Origin of the sequence: Rhizobium anhuiense, from assembly GCF_003985145.1 — a bacterium.
GTDB lineage: Bacteria > Pseudomonadota > Alphaproteobacteria > Rhizobiales > Rhizobiaceae > Rhizobium > Rhizobium anhuiense.
Window position 1 is genome coordinate 722,771 of the sequence record NZ_ML133522.1, and the last position, 22,461, is coordinate 745,231.

The 22,461-nt window shown below is 60.8% G+C and carries 29 protein-coding genes; 12 read left to right on the forward strand and 17 right to left on the reverse strand.

Annotated features, from left to right (window positions below; genetic code table 11):
- Nucleotides 1-74: 74 nt before the first annotated feature.
- Nucleotides 75-548 (forward strand): VOC family protein, encoded by a 474-nt coding sequence (locus EEQ99_RS09625; RefSeq protein WP_097542294.1) that lies wholly within the window; start codon nucleotides 75-77, stop codon nucleotides 546-548.
- A 103-nt stretch (nucleotides 549-651) separates the two neighbouring features.
- On the opposite strand, the gene EEQ99_RS09630 is transcribed toward EEQ99_RS09625, so the two are convergent.
- On the reverse strand, nucleotides 652-1,053 hold the full coding sequence (locus tag EEQ99_RS09630) for a GFA family protein (RefSeq protein ID WP_127430306.1): 402 nt from the start codon (nucleotides 1,051-1,053) through the stop codon (nucleotides 652-654).
- 231 nt (nucleotides 1,054-1,284) lie between these two features.
- On the opposite strand from EEQ99_RS09630, the gene EEQ99_RS09635 reads away from it, so the two are divergent.
- Nucleotides 1,285-3,165: an ABC transporter ATP-binding protein gene (locus EEQ99_RS09635; RefSeq protein WP_097542295.1), complete on the forward strand. Its 1,881-nt coding sequence runs from the start codon at nucleotides 1,285-1,287 to the stop codon at nucleotides 3,163-3,165.
- A gap of 35 nt (nucleotides 3,166-3,200) precedes the next feature.
- Here EEQ99_RS09635 and EEQ99_RS09640 read toward each other — a convergent pair whose 3' ends face one another.
- The 4 genes from EEQ99_RS09640 to EEQ99_RS34520 all read right to left on the reverse strand — a co-directional run bounded on the left by EEQ99_RS09640 (nucleotide 3,201) and on the right by EEQ99_RS34520 (nucleotide 5,894).
- Entirely contained in the window at nucleotides 3,201-3,815 is a 615-nt protein-coding gene (locus EEQ99_RS09640) for a LysE family translocator (protein ID WP_028758944.1), read from the reverse strand.
- Between the two features lie 158 nt (nucleotides 3,816-3,973).
- Nucleotides 3,974-4,750 carry a phosphodiester glycosidase family protein gene (locus EEQ99_RS09645; RefSeq protein WP_127430307.1) on the reverse strand — a complete coding sequence of 259 codons (777 nt, stop codon included), beginning with the start codon at nucleotides 4,748-4,750 and terminating at the stop codon, nucleotides 3,974-3,976.
- 23 nt (nucleotides 4,751-4,773) lie between these two features.
- Nucleotides 4,774-5,688, reverse strand: a complete 915-nt coding sequence (gene ubiA / locus EEQ99_RS09650; RefSeq protein ID WP_127430308.1) for a 4-hydroxybenzoate octaprenyltransferase — start codon at nucleotides 5,686-5,688, stop codon at nucleotides 4,774-4,776.
- Nucleotides 5,689-5,720: 32 nt separating this feature from the next.
- The gene (locus EEQ99_RS34520) at nucleotides 5,721-5,894 is read right to left on the reverse strand and encodes a hypothetical protein (RefSeq protein ID WP_164735914.1); all 174 of its coding nucleotides are present in this window, start codon (nucleotides 5,892-5,894) and stop codon (nucleotides 5,721-5,723) included.
- Here EEQ99_RS34520 and EEQ99_RS09655 point away from each other — a divergent pair.
- Nucleotides 5,893-6,276 carry a VOC family protein gene (locus EEQ99_RS09655; RefSeq protein ID WP_097542298.1) on the forward strand — a complete coding sequence of 128 codons (384 nt, stop codon included), beginning with the start codon at nucleotides 5,893-5,895 and terminating at the stop codon, nucleotides 6,274-6,276. The genes EEQ99_RS34520 and EEQ99_RS09655 overlap by 2 nt on opposite strands.
- A gap of 173 nt (nucleotides 6,277-6,449) precedes the next feature.
- Here the strand turns inward: EEQ99_RS09655 and EEQ99_RS34525 are convergent, their stop codons facing one another.
- Nucleotides 6,450-6,623 (reverse strand): hypothetical protein, encoded by a 174-nt coding sequence (locus tag EEQ99_RS34525; RefSeq protein ID WP_164735915.1) that lies wholly within the window; start codon nucleotides 6,621-6,623, stop codon nucleotides 6,450-6,452.
- 244 nt (nucleotides 6,624-6,867) lie between these two features.
- Nucleotides 6,868-8,079, reverse strand: a complete 1,212-nt coding sequence (locus EEQ99_RS09660; protein ID WP_097542386.1) for an argininosuccinate synthase — start codon at nucleotides 8,077-8,079, stop codon at nucleotides 6,868-6,870.
- Between the two features lie 128 nt (nucleotides 8,080-8,207).
- Between EEQ99_RS09660 and EEQ99_RS09665 the strand changes: the two genes are divergently transcribed.
- The gene (locus tag EEQ99_RS09665; RefSeq protein ID WP_047610502.1) at nucleotides 8,208-8,675 is read left to right on the forward strand and encodes an Lrp/AsnC family transcriptional regulator; all 468 of its coding nucleotides are present in this window, start codon (nucleotides 8,208-8,210) and stop codon (nucleotides 8,673-8,675) included.
- Between the two features lie 17 nt (nucleotides 8,676-8,692).
- Here the strand turns inward: EEQ99_RS09665 and EEQ99_RS09670 are convergent, their stop codons facing one another.
- Both EEQ99_RS09670 and EEQ99_RS09675 read right to left on the reverse strand, forming a co-directional pair.
- Nucleotides 8,693-9,055, reverse strand: a complete 363-nt coding sequence (locus EEQ99_RS09670; RefSeq protein WP_127430309.1) for a hypothetical protein — start codon at nucleotides 9,053-9,055, stop codon at nucleotides 8,693-8,695.
- A gap of 117 nt (nucleotides 9,056-9,172) precedes the next feature.
- Nucleotides 9,173-10,012 (reverse strand): SDR family oxidoreductase, encoded by an 840-nt coding sequence (locus EEQ99_RS09675; protein ID WP_097542299.1) that lies wholly within the window; start codon nucleotides 10,010-10,012, stop codon nucleotides 9,173-9,175.
- 131 nt (nucleotides 10,013-10,143) lie between these two features.
- Between EEQ99_RS09675 and EEQ99_RS09680 the strand changes: the two genes are divergently transcribed.
- The 3 genes from EEQ99_RS09680 (at nucleotide 10,144) to EEQ99_RS09690 (ending at nucleotide 12,433) form a co-directional block, all read left to right on the forward strand.
- Nucleotides 10,144-10,521: a winged helix-turn-helix transcriptional regulator gene (locus EEQ99_RS09680; protein WP_174824442.1), complete on the forward strand. Its 378-nt coding sequence runs from the start codon at nucleotides 10,144-10,146 to the stop codon at nucleotides 10,519-10,521.
- Between the two features lie 155 nt (nucleotides 10,522-10,676).
- Nucleotides 10,677-11,378, forward strand: coding sequence for a class I SAM-dependent methyltransferase (locus tag EEQ99_RS09685; protein ID WP_244604779.1), 702 nt, complete (start codon nucleotides 10,677-10,679; stop codon nucleotides 11,376-11,378).
- A gap of 179 nt (nucleotides 11,379-11,557) precedes the next feature.
- Complete coding sequence (locus EEQ99_RS09690; protein WP_029868412.1) at nucleotides 11,558-12,433, forward strand: bifunctional helix-turn-helix transcriptional regulator/GNAT family N-acetyltransferase; 876 nt, start codon at nucleotides 11,558-11,560, stop codon at nucleotides 12,431-12,433.
- Nucleotides 12,434-12,535: 102 nt separating this feature from the next.
- On the opposite strand, the gene EEQ99_RS09695 is transcribed toward EEQ99_RS09690, so the two are convergent.
- A complete protein-coding gene (locus tag EEQ99_RS09695; RefSeq protein WP_029868413.1) occupies nucleotides 12,536-12,739 on the reverse strand; it encodes a hypothetical protein in 204 nt (67 codons plus the stop codon).
- A gap of 200 nt (nucleotides 12,740-12,939) precedes the next feature.
- On the reverse strand, nucleotides 12,940-13,581 hold the full coding sequence (locus EEQ99_RS09700; protein ID WP_127430310.1) for a dihydrofolate reductase family protein: 642 nt from the start codon (nucleotides 13,579-13,581) through the stop codon (nucleotides 12,940-12,942).
- A 90-nt stretch (nucleotides 13,582-13,671) separates the two neighbouring features.
- On the opposite strand from EEQ99_RS09700, the gene EEQ99_RS09705 reads away from it, so the two are divergent.
- Nucleotides 13,672-14,193 (forward strand): winged helix-turn-helix transcriptional regulator, encoded by a 522-nt coding sequence (locus tag EEQ99_RS09705; protein WP_028827836.1) that lies wholly within the window; start codon nucleotides 13,672-13,674, stop codon nucleotides 14,191-14,193.
- Between the two features lie 15 nt (nucleotides 14,194-14,208).
- On the opposite strand, the gene EEQ99_RS09710 is transcribed toward EEQ99_RS09705, so the two are convergent.
- The 3 genes from EEQ99_RS09710 to EEQ99_RS09720 are packed head-to-tail and all read right to left on the reverse strand — an operon-like array spanning nucleotide 14,209 to nucleotide 16,831.
- Nucleotides 14,209-15,012, reverse strand: a complete 804-nt coding sequence (locus EEQ99_RS09710) for an ABC transporter permease (RefSeq protein WP_127430311.1) — start codon at nucleotides 15,010-15,012, stop codon at nucleotides 14,209-14,211.
- A gap of 2 nt (nucleotides 15,013-15,014) precedes the next feature.
- Nucleotides 15,015-15,815: an ABC transporter permease gene (locus tag EEQ99_RS09715; protein WP_127430312.1), complete on the reverse strand. Its 801-nt coding sequence runs from the start codon at nucleotides 15,813-15,815 to the stop codon at nucleotides 15,015-15,017.
- On the reverse strand, nucleotides 15,812-16,831 hold the full coding sequence (locus tag EEQ99_RS09720) for an ABC transporter ATP-binding protein (RefSeq protein ID WP_127430313.1): 1,020 nt from the start codon (nucleotides 16,829-16,831) through the stop codon (nucleotides 15,812-15,814). Before EEQ99_RS09720 ends, EEQ99_RS09715 begins: the two co-directional genes overlap by 4 nt.
- 158 nt (nucleotides 16,832-16,989) lie before the next feature.
- Between EEQ99_RS09720 and EEQ99_RS09725 the strand changes: the two genes are divergently transcribed.
- On the forward strand, nucleotides 16,990-17,532 hold the full coding sequence (locus EEQ99_RS09725; protein WP_029733203.1) for an NADPH-dependent FMN reductase: 543 nt from the start codon (nucleotides 16,990-16,992) through the stop codon (nucleotides 17,530-17,532).
- A 19-nt stretch (nucleotides 17,533-17,551) separates the two neighbouring features.
- Here the strand turns inward: EEQ99_RS09725 and EEQ99_RS34530 are convergent, their stop codons facing one another.
- The gene (locus EEQ99_RS34530) at nucleotides 17,552-17,698 is read right to left on the reverse strand and encodes a hypothetical protein (protein ID WP_164735916.1); all 147 of its coding nucleotides are present in this window, start codon (nucleotides 17,696-17,698) and stop codon (nucleotides 17,552-17,554) included.
- A gap of 139 nt (nucleotides 17,699-17,837) precedes the next feature.
- Here EEQ99_RS34530 and EEQ99_RS09730 point away from each other — a divergent pair, with 139 nt between their 5' ends.
- From EEQ99_RS09730 to EEQ99_RS09740, 3 genes are all read left to right on the forward strand, one after another.
- Entirely contained in the window at nucleotides 17,838-18,509 is a 672-nt protein-coding gene (locus tag EEQ99_RS09730) for a response regulator transcription factor (RefSeq protein WP_028756072.1), read from the forward strand.
- Complete coding sequence (locus EEQ99_RS09735; RefSeq protein WP_373289031.1) at nucleotides 18,506-19,855, forward strand: sensor histidine kinase; 1,350 nt, start codon at nucleotides 18,506-18,508, stop codon at nucleotides 19,853-19,855. The genes EEQ99_RS09730 and EEQ99_RS09735 overlap by 4 nt, the downstream gene beginning before the upstream one ends.
- Before the next feature lie 103 nt (nucleotides 19,856-19,958).
- Nucleotides 19,959-20,828 (forward strand): DUF3313 domain-containing protein, encoded by an 870-nt coding sequence (locus EEQ99_RS09740; RefSeq protein WP_127430314.1) that lies wholly within the window; start codon nucleotides 19,959-19,961, stop codon nucleotides 20,826-20,828.
- Nucleotides 20,829-20,957: 129 nt separating this feature from the next.
- Here the strand turns inward: EEQ99_RS09740 and EEQ99_RS09745 are convergent, their stop codons facing one another.
- Both EEQ99_RS09745 and EEQ99_RS09750 read right to left on the reverse strand, forming a co-directional pair.
- Nucleotides 20,958-21,542, reverse strand: a complete 585-nt coding sequence (locus EEQ99_RS09745) for a GNAT family N-acetyltransferase (protein ID WP_047610477.1) — start codon at nucleotides 21,540-21,542, stop codon at nucleotides 20,958-20,960.
- A gap of 249 nt (nucleotides 21,543-21,791) precedes the next feature.
- Nucleotides 21,792-22,319, reverse strand: a complete 528-nt coding sequence (locus tag EEQ99_RS09750) for a BA14K family protein (protein ID WP_028756080.1) — start codon at nucleotides 22,317-22,319, stop codon at nucleotides 21,792-21,794.
- Nucleotides 22,320-22,461 lie beyond the last annotated feature (142 nt).

The window sequence follows — 22,461 nt, forward strand, 5'->3', positions numbered from 1 at the left end:
GCCGTGGGCTGGAGAAAGACGGCTTGCCTCTTATTTCAGTTGGAAATGCGAAACGAGGAGCGAGAGAGCACACAATGGCAAAGAACACGATCTGCGTATGGTACGACAAGGATGCCGAGGCTGCCGCCCGCTTCTATGCTGCGACTTTTCCCGACAGTACCGTGGACGCCGTTATCCGTGCACCGGGAGATTATCCCGAGGGTAAGCAGGGAGATGTGCTGGTTGTCGAGTTCACCGTTGCGGGGATTCCCTGCATCGGGTTGAACGGCGGTCCCGCGATCAAACACAACGAGGCCTTCTCCTTTCAGATCGCGACCGACGATCAGGAGGAAACCGATCGCTACTGGAACGCCATCGTCGGCAATGGCGGCCAGGAAAGTGCGTGCGGCTGGTGCAAAGACAAATGGGGGGTGTCCTGGCAGATCACGCCGCGCGTCCTCTCCGAAGCGCTCTCGGCAGGCGGTGGCCAGGCAAAGCGTGCTTTTGACGCGATGATGACCATGAAGAAGATCGACATCGCAGCGATCGAGGCGGCGCGGCGCGGCTGAGAAGCCTATCGCGGAACGATCTTTTGTCGGAGCGTTGCGTCTGGTGCGATCCGGCCGGGTAGCGATCTTCGCAATCGGCCGGAGGTCGAAACGTGGCAAGCAGTCAGAACCAGAGGTCGCGCACGCAGCGCCCTTTGGACGGAAGGTCTTCAAACGTGTCCAGGCCGTCGAAATGATCGATCGGCAGGTCCTGAACGAGATCGGCCGGCGCAAGCCGCATGTTGACGGCCATGCGCCGGCGGCCATCCTTTCGAAGCCGCAGGCCGCGCCAGCTCAAGACACAGGCGCAGGATGGGCAGAATAATATTTCGAGAGACGGCTCGTCCCTGTCGGCGCGGGTGTAGGAGGCGGTCTCTCCAGTCAGAGCGATACGCTCTCCTTCGTAATCATAGGCCCACAACGTGCCGTAGCGCCGGCAGAGCGTACAGTTGCACGCGGTGATCGAGCCGGGATCACCTTCGAGTGTCCAGGTCGCCTTGCCGCAATGACATGAGCCCGTCAGCATGATCGCCGGTTCAATCCTGCTCCTTGTTCAACGACGGCATCCTGCCGCAATTACGCGATGACCGCAATTGGCGCTTTCAGGCGCCACGTGCTCCTGAAACGGCTTTCACGATACCTTTTGCATCGGGCGTTTTCTGAAATCTCTAATTGAGATCACGGCCGGAAGATGATTTTCTGCGACCCAGCGTAGCTGAGTCCACGCCTCCTCCCGATTTTTTGATCCGAGTGGCCCATGTCGATTTCAGATGCGATCTATCGTCCCTTCGAAACCTTGATCCGGCCGCTCGATATCCCCTACCGGCCGCTGCCCACGAAGGGACCTGTGGCGGTTCTTTTGCACTTCATCGCGATGTTTCGAGGCGTCATCATCGCTATGGCGGCGAGCTCGATGGCCATCGAAGCAATCAATCTTACGATCATCTGGGGGCTTTCGGTCATTGTCGACGGAGTGACGACGCAGGGTGTCGAACTCTTCGTCGACAGCAAGTTCGGGCTGCTGGCAGTCCTTGCCTTTCTGCTTTTTCCGGTGATGCCCATTCTTTTCTATATCACCAATATTCTCAACTCGCACACGATCGGCATCAGCCTGCCCGTTGCAATTCAATGGCAGGGACACAAGGCCGTCGAGCGGCAGGATCTCGCCTTCTTCCATGATCTTTTCGCCGGTCAGGTCGCATCAAGGCTCGGTCAGGTCGCCAATGCCGTTCAGCAACAGATCGTGATCGCGTTCCAGACGGCCCCCCGCTTTCTGCTTCAGATCATCGGGTCGGTGGTTCTTCTGCTCGCGCTCTCCTGGCAGCTTGCGCTGCCGGTCGTCGTCTGGGTTGCCTTCAACGTGCTCTTCACGATCAAGGTCGTTCCGGATTTTACGGAGCGCGCCCGCCGCTCGGCAAAGCAGAACAGCCTCATCTCCGGTGCCCTGACGGACATCTACGGCAACATCCAGATGGTCAAGCAGTTCGCAGCAGAAGATAGCGAGGCGGGTGCGCTGAGAAAGACCATGTCCAAGGGCGTCGACACGCTTCACCACGAACAGCGCATCTACCGGACAACGGAACTCGTCGTCATCAGCCTCAACATGGTGCTCTGGCTCGTCATGCTCAGCATTGGTTTCTGGGGTCTGTTTGACCGATTTCTGACCGTGGGCGATTTCGTTGCAACGGTGTACATCCTCCAGCGCCTTTCGGCCGGGTCTTTCACCTTCCTGCAAATGGGACAGCAGATCTTCCGCGCGCTTGGCACGATCAAGGATGCCATGCCGGTCATGACGACACCACCCACCATCACCGACCGGCCGGATGCGACCGAATTGACGGTCAGCCGTGGGGAGATCTGTTTCGAGCATATCCGTTTCGCCTACACCTCCGGCAAGCCTGTTATCGATGACCTGTCGCTGACGGTTCGTGCCGGCGAAAAGGTGGGGCTCGTCGGCCTCTCCGGGGCCGGCAAGACGACGCTGGTGAGCCTGCTCTTACGCTTCTACGACATCGCCGACGGCGCGACCCTGATCGACGGGCAGGACATCCGCACGGTCACGCAGGCAAGCCTTCGCCGCGCCATCGGCGTCATCGCGCAGGACGTCGCGCTGCTGCATCGTTCGGTCGGCGACAATATCCGTTACGGCCGGCCGGAGGCGACGACGGACGAGATCGAGAGGGTGGCGAAGATGGCCAGCGCCGATGCCTTCATAGCCGATCTTTCCGATGGCGAAGGCCGCAGGGGCTATGATGCCTTCGTCGGCGACCGCGGCATCAAACTTTCCGGCGGCCAGCGCCAGCGCGTGGCCATCGCCCGCGTTCTCCTGAAGGACGCGCCGATCCTGGTGCTCGACGAGGCGACTTCCGCCCTCGACAGCGAATCCGAAGCCGCCATCCAGGAAAGGCTGAATCTCGTCATGGAGGGAAAGACGGTGATCGCCATCGCCCATCGACTGTCGACCATTGCCAGGATGGACCGGATCGTCGTGCTCGATCACGGGCGCATCGTGGAGGAGGGCAGGCCGGATGAACTGGTCGAACGGGACGGCCTGTTTGCCCGCCTATGGAAACGCCAGACCGGCGGCTTCATTCCCGAAGAGATCGACGAACCCTTGGCGGCCTCGCCTGCTGCCTGACCGAGTGGCCGGCCCTCCCGCATGCCGGAATGAGGTCAGCGAGCCCAGAGCAGGCGGCCGCCGATCAGGATGAGGGCGGCGCCCATCACACGCTCGATGCCGGCCTTGAACCGCAGGAAGCTGGCGGAAACGCGCGGGTTCGAGAAGAAAAAGGCCAGGCCGCAATACCAGAGAGCCGAGAGCAGGAAGCAGGTCAGGGCGATGACGCAATAGAGCCAGACAGGCGCATGTGCCGGGATGACAAGCGCAAAGATGCTTCCGAAGAAAGCCACTGATTTCGGATTGGTCATGCTGACGACGTAAGCACGGCGCATGGCGGAGCGCCATGTGACCTCAGTCGGTCCGGTCGTCTTCAAGGGCTTGGCCGCGCCGCGGATCATCTTCAGGCCCAGCCAGATCAGATACAGCGCGCCGACCACCTGCAACGTCATATGCAGCCAATCGAAATGGGTCAGCAGAAAGCCGAGGCCAGCCATCGCCATGACGGCCCAGGTCAGGGATGCGATCGCAAGCCCGAGACCGGCAAAGAGGCCGGCCGCGCGCGATACCGTCATGCTGGTGTTGGTGACGATGATGAAATTCGGTCCGGGGCTGACGAGGGAGACGACATAGACGCTGATGAGCAATGCGAGTGAATCGATATATTCCATCCGGCCCTTCCAATTTTGAAGTTCGGGAGCCTATGCGAAGCAGGCGGTTTTTGAAAGGCGCGTCATCCTGGACATCATGCAACAGGCATCGGACCGGCAGTGAACGATCGACTGACAGGATCCTCGGCCAGCCAGGTAGAAGCCGGCTTTTCCTTGCGTTACTCGACAAGCCCGAAGATAGGGCCGTAGCCGCCGTGCCAGGACCAGTCGTTGTAGCCCATGTCCGGATTGTAAAGTCCGACCCCTCGTCCGCCATCGAGAAACAAGGCGTCCGGGCATTTCAGATGGTCGCGGAAGAGCCGTGCGAAATCGTGGAAATTCACCCCGTCTTTGCTGATCGCGAAACGAACCGTGCCGCGCTCGCAGGCTCCGACACCGCTGCGGCGGGTTCGGTCCGTCGAGCCGACGATGAAGATCGGGTTCAGCTTGTCGGCGATAACAAGCATCGGGCCGGACTGGGTGGCGAACCGCACCTTGGGCCGACGCTTCAGAAATTCAGCGGTCGGGAGTATCCCGGCGCCTGCTTCACTCAGAAAGAACACGCCGTTCGGCTTCTTGTAGAAATTCGGCACCTGACCGGCGGAGCTTTCGGCTGGCGTCGTATTGGCGGAGTTCAATTCCCTGCTGTTCTCGACATAAAGTCCCATCGGCGAAAAATCGGCCCGATACATCCCGGCATTGACGGCGAAAACCAGGGTTCGCCCCTCGGCGCGAACAGCTTCGGCAAGGCTTGAAAAAGCGCGGTATGGCGCGCCATCGTCATTCTTCCAGAACAATCGCAGATCGGCTTTGCCCGGTTCCAGCGTGCAGATGACATATTTTGCTTCTTCGAAGGTTTGCTGCTCGCATGGTTGCGCATACGCCTGATGGAGGGATGTCATCGTTGCCGCCAGCGTCACGACCGCGGCGAGCACGCCATGTTTGAAGTAGGTCATCGGTGCTAACGTCCTCGAGCTGCTTACCATGTGCCTGAAAACGCCGTGCAGGCGAGCAGCACTCCCGTCAGGATATTCGCCAGGAACAAGCGATAATTCACGTCCGGGCGGGCAAGGTCGATCCGCCGGGTCTGCCAGCCAAGATGGACAGCGATCACCAGCATTCCGATCGCATAAGGCGGTGACATTTCCAACAGCCAGCCCCCGAGCGACCACGCGCCGACCGCCAAGGCATAGAACAGGCCGATCAAGATCTTGCCATGCCGGCCGAACAGGATTGCCGTCGATTTCAGGCCGAGACGGGTGTCGTCCTTCAGATCGACATAGGCATAGACGGTATCATAGCCGATCTGCCAGGCGATGGCGCCGGCCCACATGAGCATGGCACCAACCGGGATGTGGCCCGCAGCCTCGGCCCATGCCATCAGCATTCCCCAGTTGAACGATGCACCCAGGACGGCCTGCGGCCAGTGGGTGAAACGTTTGCAGAGCGGATAGACGAAGACGAGCGGCAGCACACATATCGCAATGAGGCGTGTGTAAGGCGTCAGGAAGAACAGAAGCAAAGCCGCCAGTGCGAGTTCAACGGCCAGGAAAACAAAGGCCGGCAGCGTGGCAATCTCTCCGCTTGCCAAGGGCCGAAAGCGGGTCCGCTCGACATGGCCGTCAAACTTCCGATCGGCAATGTCGTTGATCGTGGAACCGGCGCTTCTCATCAGAAGAGCGCCGAGAGAAAAGATCGCCAATTGCCCGAGGTCCGGGAGGCCGTTCGATGCCTGAATAAGGGCGGCCCAGCACGGGAAAAATGTCAGCCATATCCCAACCGGGCGATCCAGCCGCGCCAACCGCGTATATGGCCGCCATGCGGCCGGCAAACGGCGATCCACCCAGTCGCCACGGTGGATATCGCTGAGATCAGGGCGGTCCAAAGTCATCATGGTGATCCAAATTTCCCGTCGCAGTCATGGGGTTACACCGAGATTTCATCGTCATCGGCAATGCGCAGAATAGGAATTTTTGCAGACACGGCAATCACCGTCTGCTGCGATGATCCTTCGCGAAACTGCTCGTAATTGTTCTTGTTATGTTCGTGTGCGCGCGATATGAATTCTGCGTGAGCCTGCAGCAGGGAAGGGAAGGTCATGAGCGTTTACGCAACTCTCGGCGCAATGGATTTCGCCAAATCGAACGCCTTTTACGATGCCGCTCTGGCAACGATCGGATGGAGCAAACATAAGGAATTTCCCGGATGGCGAGCCTATTCCGAAGGCGGGAAAGGCGAAGGTTTCATTCTGTGGATCTGCAAGCCTTTCGACGGTGAGCCGGCAAGCGCCGGAAACGGTTCGATGGTCGGTTTCATGGCCAAGTCCCGCGCCGAGGTGGATGCATTCTACGAAGCTGCGATGAGCAATGGGGGAACGGATGAGGGCGCACCTGGTCTACGTCCGCATTATGGGCCGAACTGGTATTCCGCTTACATGCGTGACCCGGCTGGGAACAAGATTGCTGTCGTCTACGACGGCTGAGGTCAGCTCGATTGCCGCTTTCGATGTCTCGGGGAATGTTCATATTTCCCCTGACATGGGGATCGGTACCGCAGGCGTCCTACAGGCAAGAAGCGGCGTTGCGTGTGTCCTTCGAGGCGATCCTACGGATCGCACCTCAGGATGAGGGAGCTGGAGAATGCCGCCCCGATCCCCTACCAGGCGGTACGGGCGGTGCCGAGCGCAGTCGTATGGGAGGATGAGACGTGGGCGACGTTGGCCTTGAGCGACACGACGCAGTTTCCCGGAACGCTTAGCTTGTGCAACGTCAAGTGTTTCAGCAATGTCTCTGGGTCGCGCTTTTCGGTCAGCGGAAATGTCACAGTCATGCGAGTTCTCCAACGAATAAACTGAGCATCCACAAAAAATAATGTCTAAATTCTTTTGCGATGCAACAAGAAAATTTTAATGATAAAATTAAAATCGATTAATTTTCGAGCTGCTGTTTTTAGATCGTTTGAAATTGGGTTCCTCGCTTCTCCGTGGTTTTGACTGCTTCGGCCCGCCGGGGGGAAGGTACCGTCAATGTGGCATTGACCTATCGGCCCATCTGGCTGACGTAAGATCGAGCGGTTATCTGCCGTTGCGGGCTGCCCAGCTCCTGAGCCGCAAGCCATTGAGCCTGATGAAGCCTTCGGCATCATGGTGATCGTAGGCGACGGCGCTCTCCTCGAAGGTGACGAGATCGGCGGAATACAGTGAGCAGGGGGAGGCGCGGGAGATGACCGAGGCGCTTCCCTTGTAAAGCCTTATTGCCACTTCGCCGCTGACGAAGGCCTGGCTCCGGTCGATCAGGGCCTGCAGCATTTCCCGCTCGGGCGCGAACCAGAAGCCGTTATAGATCAGCTCGGCGTAGCGGGGCATGATCTCATCCTTCAGATGCGCGGCGGCGCGATCGAGCGTGATCGATTCAATGCCGCGATGCGCTGAAAGCAGGATCGTGCCTCCCGGCGTCTCGTATATTCCTCTCGACTTCATGCCGATGAAGCGGTTTTCGACGAGATCGAGCCGCCCGACGCCATGCCGGCCGCCCAGTCCGTTGAGTTCGCTCAGCAATGCGGCCGGTGTCATCGCCGCGCCGTTCAGGGAAACCGGATCCCCTGCTTCGAAACCGATGGTGATGATCTCGGGGACGTCGGGAGCATCGACGGGGTCGACTGTGCGCTGATAGATATAATCGGGCGCGACTTGCGCCGGATCTTCGAGAATCTTGCCTTCGGTCGAGGTGTGCAGCAGATTGGCGTCGGTCGAGAATGGCGCTTCGCCGCGCTTGTCGCTTGGCACCGGGATCTGATGATTCTCGGCATATTCCAGAAGCTGGGTGCGGGAGCGGATGTTCCATTGGCGCCAGGGAGCAATGACCTTAAGCGACGGATCGAGCGCATTGACCGCCAGTTCGAACCGGACCTGGTCATTGCCCTTGCCTGTCGCACCGTGGGCAACGGCATCCGCGCCGACTTCTCGGGCTATGCCGACCAGATGCTTGGCGATCAGTGGCCGGGCGATGGAACTGCCGAGCAGATACTGCCCCTCATAGAGCGTGTTGGCCCGCAGCATCGGAAAGACGAAATCGCGGACGAACTCCTCACGCAGATCGACGATGCGGATGTCCTTGACCCCTGACATCGCAGCCTTGGCTCGCGCCGGCTCGAGTTCCTCGCCCTGGCCGAGATCTGCCGTGAACGTCACGACCTCGCACTCATAGACCTCCTGCAACCATTTGAGAATGATCGAGGTATCCAGCCCGCCCGAATAAGCGAGCACGATTTTCTCTATCTTTTTCACCATCAGTCCATCTCCGATTTAACGAGAAGAACGATAGGCCAGTTCGTACGCAATGAGCTTTCAAAGCTTCTTCAAAATTGCAAAAGTTTGGCATATTCTGCCATTCAGAGAATAGTTGGAGCTATGAAATGCCAGGAACGTTGGACCCGATCGATCGCCATATCCTGCGCGTGCTTCAGCGCGACGGGCGTATTTCGAACGTCGATCTGGCGAGGGAGGTGGGGCTGTCGCCTTCGCCGTGCCTGCGTCGCGTGCGGCTGCTGGAAGAGGCCGGGATCATCGATCGCTACGTCGCCGTGCTGGACCCTGCAAAGGTCGGGGCGGGGCTGACGGTTTTTGCCCGCGTGTGGTTCAAGACCCAGGACGCCGAGGTGACGCTCCGTTTCGGAGAAGCCGTCAGGCGGTTTCCCGAGGTGATGGAATGCTACCTGACCACGGGGGAATGCGACGCCGTGCTTCGGATCGTCACCACCGATCTGCACAGCTACTGGCGTTTCCAGGCCGATCACCTGACGCGCATCCCGAGCGTCCTCAGCGTCAAGACCGACGTGCCGATGGAAACGCTGAAGCGGAGTTACGAACTGCCGTTGCGATAGGCGTCGTGGCTCGATCCTTATCCCGGGGCGTTCCGCTTCCTTGCCAGCCAGATGAGGCCTGTGACCAGGAGCAGGATCATTACGGCATGGGTGACGTAATCGAGCCTGGTTTGCGGGCCGACGCCGACGGCGATGGTGAAGGCGCCGACGAGAGTGCCGAGGAGGGCGAAGGACTGGGCCGAGATCGCAGCCGTGCGGTTCCACGGTCTTTCAAGGCTGAGCGAGATCAGGCCGAGGAGAAGGGCGACCGATATCACCGCTTCGGCAATCATCGCCTGCCGGTGTTCGTGGCCTTCGAGGATGAGCCCGGCATGGGTGAGCGAGGCAACGGCATAAAGACAGGTTTCGACCAGGAAGAGGATCGCGATGGCTGGACGCATGGCATGGCTCCCTGGGGGATATCGCCTGGGGCGGCTGCTGCGGCGATTGCCGGACTTCCTTTTATCATTGCATGGAGGGCAGACGGCGGACACCGCCGTCTGCGACTTTGTTTGCAATTATGCCTTCAGTGCCGCGGCATAATCTGCCGCGTAAGTCTTCAGCGAACGCGGCACCTTGCCCGTCAGCGTCTCGACATCGCCGGTCACGGCGGCGGTCCAGCCCTGGCGAACCGGATAGAAGATCGAAGCGAGGAAGCTCGCATAGTCGGCCGGCACGCCAGCGCCGGTGAGAATGCCGACGAAGGCTTCGTCCGTGATGGCGTTGTAAGCAACGGGCTTGCCGATGACGTCGGAAAGGATGACGGCGGCCTCAGCGTAGGACAGGGCTTCCGGCCCAGTCAGGTTGAACGCCCTGCCGTCGAAGGCTGAGGAGGTGAGGGCGGCCACGGCGCTTGCCGCGATGTCGCGGGCGTCGATGAAGCTCGACTTGCCCTCGGCCGCCGGAAGCGCGATCTGGCCATGGTCGATGCCGGCCTTCCAGAAGGTATGAAAATTGTCGGCGAACCAGTTCGGACGCAGGATGACGTAGGGTGTTCCTGATTTCTCCAGGGCGATCTCGACCTGGCGATAGGGGATGGAGTCGTCGGCGTCGACGCCGAAAACGCTCTGGAACACGACCTTTACCTTGCGGCTGGCCGCCGCTTCGATGATGGGCAGCAGCAGACCCTTGGCATCGACATAGCCGGAAGGCAGAAGCACATGGGCGCGGTCGACGCCCTCGAAGGCCGGGCCATGGGTTTCCGGCTTGCCATGGTCGAAGACGACGCCCTCGGCGCCCGCCACGGGCTTGCCCGTGCGGGAAGCGGCCTTGACAGCCTCGCCCTTCGCCAGAAGCCCATCCACCACATGCTTGCCGACGGTGCCCGTCGCGCCGAGAACGAGAATCTTGTTGCTCATGTCACTCTCCTTAGTATCTACTGGAAACTATCTTACCATTGGATAGATACAGGTAAATTCGGATTGGAAAAGAGAGCACTTTTTTGTCACCTGGTTTCCTCCGGGAAACCGCTTCGGGAAGGGAAAAGCAGATGACGGCGATGCAACAGGCCTACAACGTCTATGAGGACCGCTGTCCGACGCGGCTGGTGCTGGACCGGCTGGCGGACAAATGGGCGCTGCTCATTCTCGACCGGCTGGAAGGCGGGCCGGTGCGTTTCAACCACATCCGCCGCGATATCAAGGGTATATCGCAGAAGGTTCTGGCCCAGACGCTGCGGAAGCTGGAGCGCAACGGGCTGATCTCTCGCACCATCTTTCCGACCGTGCCGGTGACCGTCGAATATGCGCTGACGCCGCTGGGGCACACCCTGACGGATACCGTTTCCGCTCTTGCCCACTGGGCCGAGAAGAATATGGATGCCATTTTTGCGGCACAACGTGCCTATGACGATACCCACCCCGTTTGATAGCCTGGCTGCCGCATAATTCAAAGGACGCTGTAGATGGAGTCCGCGATGGAAACGGCAAAGCTCGACCGTCGGTTGGCCGCGAAGCGTTTGGGAATGATCCTGCCAATTATCACCGCGGGCGGCCGCCTTATCCGCAAGCGACATGGACGGCCTTGCGCGAGCGCGCCGGTCTCAAGGCCGGCATCGACATATTGGAGATCGGCGCCGGTTCAGGGTTGGCGACGAGGACGTTGCTCGGCCACCGGCCGCGCAGGCTCGTTGCCGTCGAGCCTGATGGCCGGCTTGCGGACTACCTTCGCGCTTCGATCGACGACGCGCGTCTTGATATCGTGACGGCTCCTTTCGAGACCGCGGATCTCGAGCCTGCCTTCTTCGATCTCATCGCCGCTGCGACGGCCTTCCATTGGCTTGACCCGATCAATTCGCTGAAAAAAATCCATGATCTGCTTCGGCCGGGCGGAGCCATCGCCCTGTGGTGGAATGTCTTTGGCGATGCCGGCCGGCCGGATGCCTTCCACGACGAAACCCTTCATCTCTTCGCGAATAGCGCGTCCAGCCCGTCGAGCGGCGATGCCGAACGGCTGCCTCACGGGCTGGACGCCGAGGCCCGTGTCGGGGAACTGGCCGCCACTGGCTTCACTGCCGACTCGCCGCAATTTCTCCTGTGGACGCTGACGCTTGATCCGCCAGCCGTTCGCAGGCTTTACGCGACTTTTTCCAACGTGACTGCACTGCCGCCGGTGGAGCGTGGCGCACTGCTCGATGCCCTGGAAGACATCGCCGCATCCAGGTTCGGCCGACACGTCGAACGCAATATGACGACGGCGATCTATACGGCGCGCCGGCATTCTTGACGGGTCGGCGAGAGGATCATTCGACCTGGATGTGAATATGGTCGTTGTGGCGGGCGGCGCGGCCATAGGTGAGACGATGGTGTTGCGCAAGGTGGCCGTCAGCCGGCGACCGGCCGGAAAATCTGCTCTTTGAGTGCGCAGAATTGACATGATCAATTACCTGACTTAAGTCAGATAATATGGCTTTCGATCCTGTCTCTCGTGTCCGTCGCTTCAACCGTGCCGTCACCTCGGAAGTCGGCGCTCTCGATACCTCTTTCCTCGGACGTGGCCGCCCTTTGGGCGCAGCTCGCGTTCTCAATGCGATCGGCAAGGGCCAATCGGACGTTGCGATGATCCGCGATTATCTCGGTCTCGACTCGGGTCTGATGAGCCGACTGCTGCGCAGTCTGGAAGAGGAGGGGCTCATCGAGACGGTCGCGAACTCGGAGGATGCGCGCCGCCGTATTGTCCGGCTGACCGAAAGCGGCCGTTCCGAGTTTCGGGCTTATGAAGCGCTTTCCAACACGCAGGCTCAGTCTTTTCTGGCACGCCATCGCCGCCCGGAAGAGCTCCTGCGCGCCATGGATATCGTCGCTTCCTCGCTCAGGCGTGACCACATCATTCTCGAGGAGCAAGATCCTCGGCACGAGGACGCCAGATATTGTCTGAGTGAATATTACGGCGAACTTGCACGCCGCTTCGAGAAGGGTTTCGATGTCTCGCTTTCTCGCGATCCCGACGCCAAGGATATGATCCGCCCGCACGGCGCGTTCCTGGTGGCCATCTCAGATGGCCTGCCGATCGGCTGTGTCGGATTGAAGGGCAGTGGCGGCGAAGTCGCGGAGATCAAAAGACTCTGGGTCGCCCCCTCCGCGCGTGGCCTCGGGCTGGCAAAACACCTGATGACGGCTGCCGAGACCATCGCCCGCGAGCTGTCCGTCAAGATCCTGCGTCTGGATACGAATAGTGCGCTGCCTGAGGCAACACAGCTTTATCGCGGAACCGGCTGGAACGAGATCGACCGTTTCAACGACGACCCGTACCCTGACACGTTCTTTGAAAAACGTCTTTAGCTAAGCAAATTCGATCGAGCTGTGCGCCCGCCTCGCGCTTCGAGACCCGTCGCAGCGTTGCTCCTTGCATCTCTCCGGGACGGGTTCGATGGATCGATAATCCTACCGGTGATCCAGCTGCTTCGACAGCTCGGTAAAAAGCCTGTTGCGGTCGCTGTTCATCTGGATGAGATCGACGGCGACGGTGATGGCGCGGTGTCCTTCGATGCTGTCGATGTCTAGTTTCCTCTCGCAGCACCATTGCCGAACAGCATCGGTGACAGTGATGATTTCATCATCGTTAAGGGAAATGAGTGACAGGAGCATTTCCGTGCCCTCCATGAAATGGCAAGAGCACGTATGATCTCTCAAGCGGTCTCGCCGATGTCCGATGGGCCGATGCCCTTTATTTTACGCTCATTCGGGAGCAATGCCACAGCTTTCTTAACACGGTTTGGTCTCGGACCTGGGAACGATTCAGGCAGGCGACCGTCAGAGCGGCGCCTGCCAGGATGGTTTCGGCTCGTTTATTTTGCCATCACGATATGGGTGGCGTGTTCGGTCGTCACATGCTCGGCGACGCGGAAGCCCAGCGCCGGGAGGTCGATGCCGGTGAACATCGCTTCGCCCTTGCCGAGCACGACCGGCGAGATGGCGAAATGCAATTCGTCGATCAGGCCGGCCTGCAGATATTGGCGGACTGTGCTGACGCCGCCGCCGATTTTCACATCCTTGCCGCCAGCCGCGGCCTTCGCCTTGGCAAGCGCTTCCTCGATGCCGGCGGTGACGAAGTGAAACGTCGTGCCGCCCTCCATGACGATGGGTTCGCGGGGATGATGCGTCAGGATAAAGGTCGGCGCGTGATAAGGCGGGTTCGGCCCCCACCAGCCTTTCCAGGCGTCATCCGGCCAATCGCCGCGGATGGGGCCGAACATGTTGCGCCCGAGAATGAAGGCGCCGAAATCGGCCATGCCGCGGGCAGCATAATTTTCATCGACGCCTTCAGAACCGCCGTCCTTTCCGATCATCGCGCGGAAGGTGCGGGTGCGGAAAAACCATTCAAACAGTTCCGTTCCCCGCTTGCCCAGCGGATCGCTCAGGCTCTGCTCCGGCCCGGCGCCGAAACCATCCACGGAAAGGGAAAACGCTGCGACACGCACTTTGGTCATGCTTTCCTCCATCTGATTGCTGTTTGAAACTGGTTGCTTTGTTGCATAAGTGATCCTATATTGCAACCAGTTTTTCGAAGGAGAGAATTGGTGGATATCGAACTGCGGTCGGGCTGCCCGATCAACCTGACGATGGAAGTGCTGGGCGATCGGTGGAGCCTCATCATCATCAGGGACATCATGTTTGGCAACCGCCGTCATTTCCGCGAGCTTCTGACCCATTCGGAGGAGGGGATCGCCTCCAACATACTGGCCGCCCGGTTGAAGCGTCTGCTCTCGCTCGGATTCATCAGCAAGCGGGACGATCCGAGCCACAGCCAGAAAGCAATCTACAGCCTGACGGAGCCGGCGATCCAGCTCGTGCCCGTCTTCGCGATGATCGGCGCCTGGGGACGCCGCCATCTGCCGGTGAGCGAGGAACTGAGCATCCGCGCGCAGCTTCTTGAAGAAGGCGGACCGCCGCTTTGGGACGCGTTCATGGAGGATCTCCGGCAGATCCATATCGTCGATCCGATCGGCGGCGCCAATGGCACCTGCACCTCACCGGTGCTGGCGAAGCTGACGGCGGCATTCCTCGAGGTCCGCGCGAGATCGTCGGCGCAGGCGTCCTGACGCCGGCAGGCCCGATCAGCCGCCGGCACCCTGATATTTGCCGGTGGCGTACCGCCAGTGAGCGATTGCCAGCAAGACCCAGATCGGCCCGGCCACAAGCGACACCGGCTCGGCCCAGCCCCCGAGGATCGGGATGGGCTTGCCGAGCAGGGCGCCGACGGGAACGGAACTGGTGAGGGCCAGCGGGACTGCGGTTATGAGGATGAGCTGTATGCCGCCAGGAAAAATATTGAGCGGGTAGCGGGTCAACTCCCAAAAGCCGAAGAAGATCGAGAACAAATGGTTGGACCGCACCCAGATCAGCGCGGTGGCGCCGATCATGGTGATGAGCGCACCCGTCAGCAGCGTTGCGCTGACAAGCGCAGCAATGAAGAATGACGCGGACCAGACCGACCAAACGAAGTCGACCGACAGTACTGCCCAGGCCATCAGCGCCGCTGCGAGGATGATGTGACCGGCATAGCCGATATTGAGGCCGGAAAAGACCAGATAGGCCCAAGGGCTGAAAGGTTTTACCAGCAGCGTGTCGTAAGTGCCGAGCCGCACCAGTTCTTCGAGTTCGCGCAACTGCACGAAGCTCATCGCAGCGCCGAGCGAATAGGCCAGCAGTTGGAAGCTGAACAACAGTGCAAGCTCCGGCCAGGTCCAGCCGCCGAGCGTGTCGAAGCGGGCAAGCAGGATTCCGATGGTGGCGAAGACGCTGCCATAGGAGAGTATCTGCGCAAGACGGTCGAGCCAGAAAGCGCCGCGATATTCCATCTTGGAGCGGACGTGCATCCGCACCAGCAGCGGCAGGACGCGCAGGTGATGCATCAGCATGATCAACCTCCCTGCACGGTGATACGGCTGGAGGCGCAGCGCCACAGCCAAAGGACGCCGGCGAGGAACAAGGCGGCCCAGCCGAGCCCCAAGCCGAGATGAAGCCAGATCTCGGGCGTGGAAAGCCTGCCGAGATAGACGGCATTGGGGTAATAGACGATCCAGGCAAAGGGCAGGTGGCGGGCAATCGTGGCCAGAGGTTCGGGGAAGAACCAGAAGGGCACCAGCACGCCTGAGAACAGTTGCAGCAGGGCGCCCAGGATCCAGTCCAGCGAGAAGCTCGTCATCAGCCAGAAAGCGACGAGGCCGAAAAGCGCTGATATCAGGAACAGCAGCGCGAAGGACAGCGCCCAGAAGGCGATGAACATCACGGCATGGAACGGGCTTACGGGCGGCAGCATGCCGTAAAACAAGGCGGTGAAGGCGACGGTCGGGATGACCTGCGTTGCCAGGCGGTAGAGAAAGCTGCCGCATTCGTTGGCGAAGAGATAGAGAGGATAGGACAAGGGCTTGAGTAACCAGATCGCGACATCGCCTGTTTTGAGCGACCGGCCGATCTCGCCGATGATCCTTTCTGGGCGGGTTGCGCCCATCACGGCGCCGCCGAGCAGGGCATAGGTCACCATCTGCTGCAGGGAGACCCCCTCGACCACGATTGCGCCGACGCCGGCATAGGCCGCCTGCCAGATGGCGACACGAGCAAAGACCTGCACGAGTTTGCCGAAGATGTTGGCCCATACTTCGTTGCGGTAGGCGAGTTGCGAATGGAACGAACTGCGCGCAAAGGCGAAATAGGCGCTCATGATGCCCGGGCCTTGGCATTGCTACGCTGGTCGGCGTTGCGGCGCTGGTAGAAGGTGCGGATGACCTCTTCGATGTCGGGCTCATGCAGCGCCACGTCCTTGAGGCCGCGCCCGCTGCCGACCTCCGACAGGATTGCGACCAGCGAGATGTCTTCACGCTCGATGAGATAGTTCTTGCGCAGGCCCTCGTCGCTGACGAGGGCCGCGGTGCGCAACGGCAGCGGTCCAGGGTCGCTGGCAAATTCAAGCGTCAGCCGCCGGGCAGAGCCCAATGCCGCACGCAGGCTCCTCAACTCGCCGTCGAAGATGAGCCTGCTATGATCGACCATGATCAGCCGCGGGCAGATGGTTTCGATATCCTGAAGGTCATGGGTGGTGAGAATGATGGTGACGCCGCGCTCGCGGTTGATCTCGGCGAGGAAGCGCCGCACCGCATCCTTGGCGACCACATCAAGCCCGATTGTGGGTTCGTCGAGAAAAAGGATTTTGGGATCGTGCAGCAGCGACATGACGATCTCGGCGCGCATGCGCTGGCCGAGGCTGAGCTGGCGCACCGCGCGGTCGAGAAAGGGCGTGAGATCGAGCAATTCGCTGAATCGCCGGAGATTGTCCGCGTAGCGGGCGGCTGGGATATCATAGATGCGCTGGTGCAAGGTAAAACTGTCGACCAGCGGCAGATCCCACCACAGCTGGCTGCGCTGGCCAAAAACAACTCCGATCTCGCGCGCATTGTCCATCCGCTTGAGATGCGGCGTGCGTCCGAGCACCGAGAGCGTGCCGGCACTCGGCACCAGAATGCCGGTCATCATTTTGATCATCGTGGATTTGCCGGCGCCATTGGGGCCGAGATAACCAACGGCCTCGCCTGCCGTGATGTCGAAACCAATGTCGGAAACGGCCAGAATTTCGGTATATTCGTTGGTCACCAACGTCTTCAGGGCGCCCAGCAGGCCCGGAAATCTCTTGTGCTGCCGGAAGCGTTTGCTGACGCCCCGTGCCTCGATCAAAGCCGTCATGTGTATTTCCTCGAGGGTAATTCCCGCCGATTCGGCAGCGGTACTCAGGCTAACGCGAGGCTTGGCTAGTTCAAGCAAAAGTCGCTTTTTTGGCGTTACTCAATCGATCCTAGCCTTTTGCGTTGACAGCCATGATCAATCGATTCCTGTTAGGGGCCATGAAGATTCTCGCCATATCCGGCAGCGCCCGGCGCAATTCCACCAATACATCAATGCTGCGGGCGGTGCGCGCCGTTGCGCCAGATGAGATCGAAATTGCGATCTTCGATGGCGTGGGAGGTTTGCCGGTATTTTCGCCCGATCTCGAGGGGGAATTTCTGCCGGTGGCGGTGCGGGATTTCATCGAGGCGATCGCTCAGAGCGACGGGGTGATCATTGCCAGCCCGGAATATGTGCGATCCATCCCCGGCGGGCTGAAGAATGCGATCGACTGGCTGGTATCGGGAGATGAGATCGTCCATAAGCCGATCGCGCTGCTGCACGCATCGCATCGCGGCGACGACATGCTGGCCGGTCTTCGCACGATCCTTGCGACCATCACCGACCGGTTCGCCGGCGATATTTTCCTCCGGCTTCCTCTGATGAAACTGGAGCCGGCCGATGTGCTCAGGACCGTCGAAACCGCGGAGAACCGTTCCAGGGTGCAAGCCTATCTTCAGGCGTTCTCGGCCTATTGCATGGCAGGCAGCGAGACCGCCTGAGGTTCGCTCGCTCGCACGCTCATCGCACCTCCATCAGGAGACCGCTCTCGAAGGCTGCCTTTTCGTGAAGCGTGTGCAGTATCACGAGGGGCGCTGCGAGCAGCGCGGCGAGGAGGAAGGCGGAAAGGAAGTGTCTCGTCAGGAGACGTAGGATAGGTCGGATCATCTTGATCTCCAGCTGCCGCGAATATTCTTTGTGCTGGACTTCAACAATTGCAGCAGCATGACCGGCTGCCTTGCAAGCTCCGCAATGCTGCCGCAACCCTTGTGGCGGAGAGAGGGGTGAGCGAGACAATGGACGAGCGATGCGAATACTGTTGATAGAAGACGAGAGGGAGCTGGCCGAGGCGCTGTCGGCGGCGCTCGGCAAACACGGGATCGTCACCGACCACACGATGCATCTGGCCGACGCGGTCGAGCTGACGCGGCAGAACCTCTACGATGCGATCCTGCTCGACCGGCGCCTGCCGGATGGCGAAGGGTTGCGCTTCATTCCGGAGTTGAGGCGGACGGGGAAGGAGACGCCGATCATCGTGCTGACGGCGCTGAACGAGCCGAAGGAACGGGTGGAAGGCCTCGATCTCGGTGCCGACGACTACCTCGGCAAGCCGTTTCTGGTCGAGGAGCTGATGGCGCGGCTGCGCGCCGTGCTGCGCCGGCCGCCGAACCTGTCCGATCTCAAGATCGCGGCTGGGCGCATGGTGATCGATCCGCTGCATCTGAGCGTCACGGTCGGCGATACGCCGCTCGATCTGCCCCGGCGAGAACTTCTGGTGCTGGCCGCACTCGCAAGGCGTAAGGAGAAGACCGTGCTCCGCTCGACGCTGGAGGCGGCGGTCTACAATTATGAAGAGGAAATTCAGTCGAACGCCCTCGATGCCCACATATCGCGGCTTCGCAAACGGCTTTCCGACGCAGGAGCCGAGGTTTCGATCCACAATATCCGCGGTGTCGGATATCTGATGAAGGAAGAATGATGGGAGGGGCGGGAAACACCAATCCGTCGCTCTGGTGGCGGCTCAGCTGGCAGCTCAGCCTCGTCTTCGTCGGTGTGGTGACGGCTGTGGTTATCGGGCTCTGCTTCTACGGCGCGACGATCCTTTCTCCGAACGTTGCGCTGGAGGACCATATCACCGCCGCGTTGGCCCCGGCCGTTGCGCTCGATGTCGAAGGGCGGCTTGAAATAAGAGATACACCGGAGTTGGACGCGCTCAAGCAGCAGTATGACGGGCTTTGGTATGTTGCGGCGACGACGAACGGTTCTTTCGTGTCCTACGGAACCATCCCTGCAGCCTACGGTGAGCTTGCGCACCTGACCTATCTGTTCGAAGGGGCTGATATCAGGGGATCGGCCGGTACGGACGAGATCGCCTCGGTCGAAAGCGTGGGGACCGCGATCGGCGAGCTACGGGTGCTGTTTGGCGGCGTCGCCGACAAGGGCTGGCCCGTTCTTACTCTTATGGGCGCTGTTTATCCGATCTACGTGCCGCTATTCGCCATTGCCTTGCCCGCGGTTTTTCTCGCCGTTCCCAGAATCGTCAGGCGCGGCCTGGCCAGCGTCAGCGAGGTTGCCCGCAAGGCGTCGGAGATTGAACCTCGCCGCTACGATGCTCGCCTGCCTCTGGACGGCATTCCGAGGGAAGTCGCTCCGCTGGTGATCGCCTTCAACGAGGCGCTCGACCGACTGGAAAACGAGTTCCGCAAACGGCAACACTTCCTGATCGATGCGGCGCATGAACTGAGGACGCCGATCGCGATCATGCAGACCCGGATCGATGGAACGGCCGAGGGGCAGGACCGCAGGCGGTTGCTCGACGACGTCGCGCGTTTGGCCGAGACGGCGGAACAATTACTCGATTTCGAGCGCAACGACCAGGCGACCGATCTCCATGAGATCGTCGATCTGGTCGAAATCGGCCGCAGCGTCGTGGCCGATCTTGCGCCGCTGGCGATCGGCGCCGGCTATCAGATTTCGTTTCAGAGCGAGGTCGAGAGCCTGAAATGCAAAGGGAGCCCTTCGGCGCTGCCGCGGGCCGTCAGCAACCTCGTGCGCAACGCCATCGACCATGGCGGCGGGAGCGGCATGATCACCGTTTCGGTCTCGGCTGCCGGCCGTGGACGGATCAGCGTCGCCGACGAGGGGCCCGGCATCCCGGCCGAGCACCGCGAGCTGGTGTTCGAACCTTTCTACCGCGTCACCCCGAAGAGCAGGGGGGCAGGGCTCGGCCTCAGCCTCGTCAAGCAGATCTGCTTGAACCATGGCGGCGAGGTCAGCATCGAAAGCAGTTCCGCCGGCACCGAGGTGACGATCCAGCTCGGATAGACCGGCTCTTCCGGCAGCCCATGCTGCCGGAGACGATGTAATGTTGCGGCAATTCTTGGACGCCACTTTCGCCTGAGTTCATCGGCGACGGAGGCCAGACAGCGTGCGCAGCAATCCATTCCTATTTTTCTTCCCGCAGGCCTCGAGAGGCTTGTCCCTCGCTCTGCCGCTGGCGCTCGCCATGGCCGCGACCGGGTGCAGCTCGGTGCCACTGAAAGAGGCAGGCACGCTCTCCTCCTACGGCAATCTCGGCGCGCCGAAGGGGAAGCTGTCGAAATCGCGCGTCTATGTCGATGGGACGCGCCTTGCCCCGGCAAAGACGGTGAGCATCGTGCCGACGACCTTCGCCTTCAGCGCTGCGACCCGCGTCAAATCGGGCGCCGACCGGACGATGGTGGCGAATGCGCTGGACCGGGCGCTCTGCATTTCGCTCAGCGACAAATATCAACTGGTCTCTGCCGGCCAGCCGGCGGATCTGACGGTCCGCTCCGTCGTCACCGACATCGTGCCGACCAACAAGGCGATGGCGGGTGTTTCGACGGTCGTGACCGTCGGCACCGGTTTCGTGCTGCCCGTCGGCGTGCCGCGGCTGCCGGCGGGCCTCGGCGGACTGGCGGTCGAGGCGGAAGCTGTCGACAGCGGTGGCGTGCAGCGGGCCGCGATCGTTTGGTCGCGCGGGGCAAACTCGCTGCAGAACAACCCTCGCGTTTCCGAGGTCGGCGACGCCTATAGCCTGGCTTCGAAATTCAGCGGCGAGTTTTCCCGGATGCTGATCAAAGGCAAGGAGCCGAAGGGATTGGATATCTCGCTGCCATCGGGGCAACGGATGAAATCCTGGCTCGGCGGCAAACCGAAATACGCCGCCTGCGACGCCTTCGGCCGGCCGCCCGGATTGATGGGGGCGGTCGCCGCCAAATACGGCGCCCCGCCGCAATGGACCGAGAAGAAGCCGAAACCGGCCGCGACCTACTGAGACAATGCGCGGCGGCGCCGACAGCCGCCGCGACCAGCACTCAGCCCGCCCCAGGCTGATGGGACGGACGGAGCATAGGCGGGCAAGGCTTGTGCTCCGTCCGTCTGGAAATCCGTTGTGCATTTCATGTCAGCTGGCGGTTCCGGGCTTCAGCCAGAAATACAGTTTGATCTGATCGGCCCTGTCGGAGGAATGGGGGCCGCGCGTGAACAATTCGCCGCCATTGCGCTCGATCACGCGCCGCGAGGCGTCATTGTCCTCGTTGCAGAGGATGGTGAGGCGGTCGAGGCCTTCCTTTGCTGCGACGGCCAGCAGAAGGGTGAGGGCGGTCGTCGCGTGGCCGTTGCGCTGTTTCCACGGCACGACGGAATATCCGACATGGCCCGATACGTCGGGTGGCAGTTCCTCGGTGCCGGCTTGAAAGCGCAGGCTGATGCTGCCGCAGAATTCGCCATCCCAGATCCAGAACAGACGGGTGATCAGCGGCCGCGGTCCGGATTCGGCGCGCCGGCTGCCATCAGCAATGAGATCGTCGAGAAAGCTTGATCTGTCGTGGCGCAGCCGCTGGAGCTCGCCGCGAACATAGGCTTCGTCGCCCGCGCGGCGCGGATGGGGAGACCAACCGGCGGCGAGCGCCGCTTCGAAGCCCGACAGGTTTTCCAGATCCGGCCGTAGCAGGACGACGGCGTGCTTCGCTGTATCTCCAGATGGCATGTCGCACCTAAAGCGCGTCGCGATCTTTCAGATTCGCTCCTGACGCTTTAGCCTTTTAATCCGACGCATGTCGTTGTCGCAAAACCACACTTTTGCGCGACATGCTTTAGGTTCCTATCGCCTAACCAATCAAGCTTGGCCGCGCAGGCAAGCACGACCGACCGGCAATTGGAAGCCGTACAACGGGATTTCGGCCATCAAAAAAGCCCCGCATCTTCATGCGAGGCTTGTTCTGATGGATAGACCGGACTAGCGGCACTGGCGGCGCGGGCCGTAATTCGGCTGGTAGGTATTGTCATAGGCGCGGTAGGACCGGTAGCGGCTATAGCAATACTCGGCATGCGAACTATAGCCGCTCGTGCGCGGCTGCGAAGCGATGATGCCGCCGAGGAGGGCGCCGGCTGCCAGGCCGCCGATGATGGCGCCGCTGTTGTCGTGGCGGCGATACCGCCGATCATAGCGGCGATCCCAGCGATCATCGCGGCGATTCCAGCCATAACGGTCATCACGGTCGTAGCGGCGGTCGCGGTAGCTGCGCCGGTCCCGGTCGCCATCGTTATCGCGGTCACGGTTGCGGTAGGATCTGCGGTTATCGCCGTCGCCCGAGCAGACGATGGAGTATGGGTTGCAGGCGACGGTCATGATCCGGGCATCGGTATTTTGAGGCGCCGGCTGCGCCGATTGCACCAAGCTCGGCACAAAAGCCGGGCCTGCCGAGGCCGGCATTCCGGAGAAAGCCGTCGCTATCGACAGAGCAATGATGCCGAATTTGTTCATTTCACTCACCTTGGGTCAATGGATGTATCGAGGGGATAACGCAGGGGAAGGGATTAAGTTTCATTTTGGCATGAGGAGGGATTATGTATGTGCGTATCTGCTAACCTATCGTGCTTTTCACATATATATAGAGTGTGGGCGA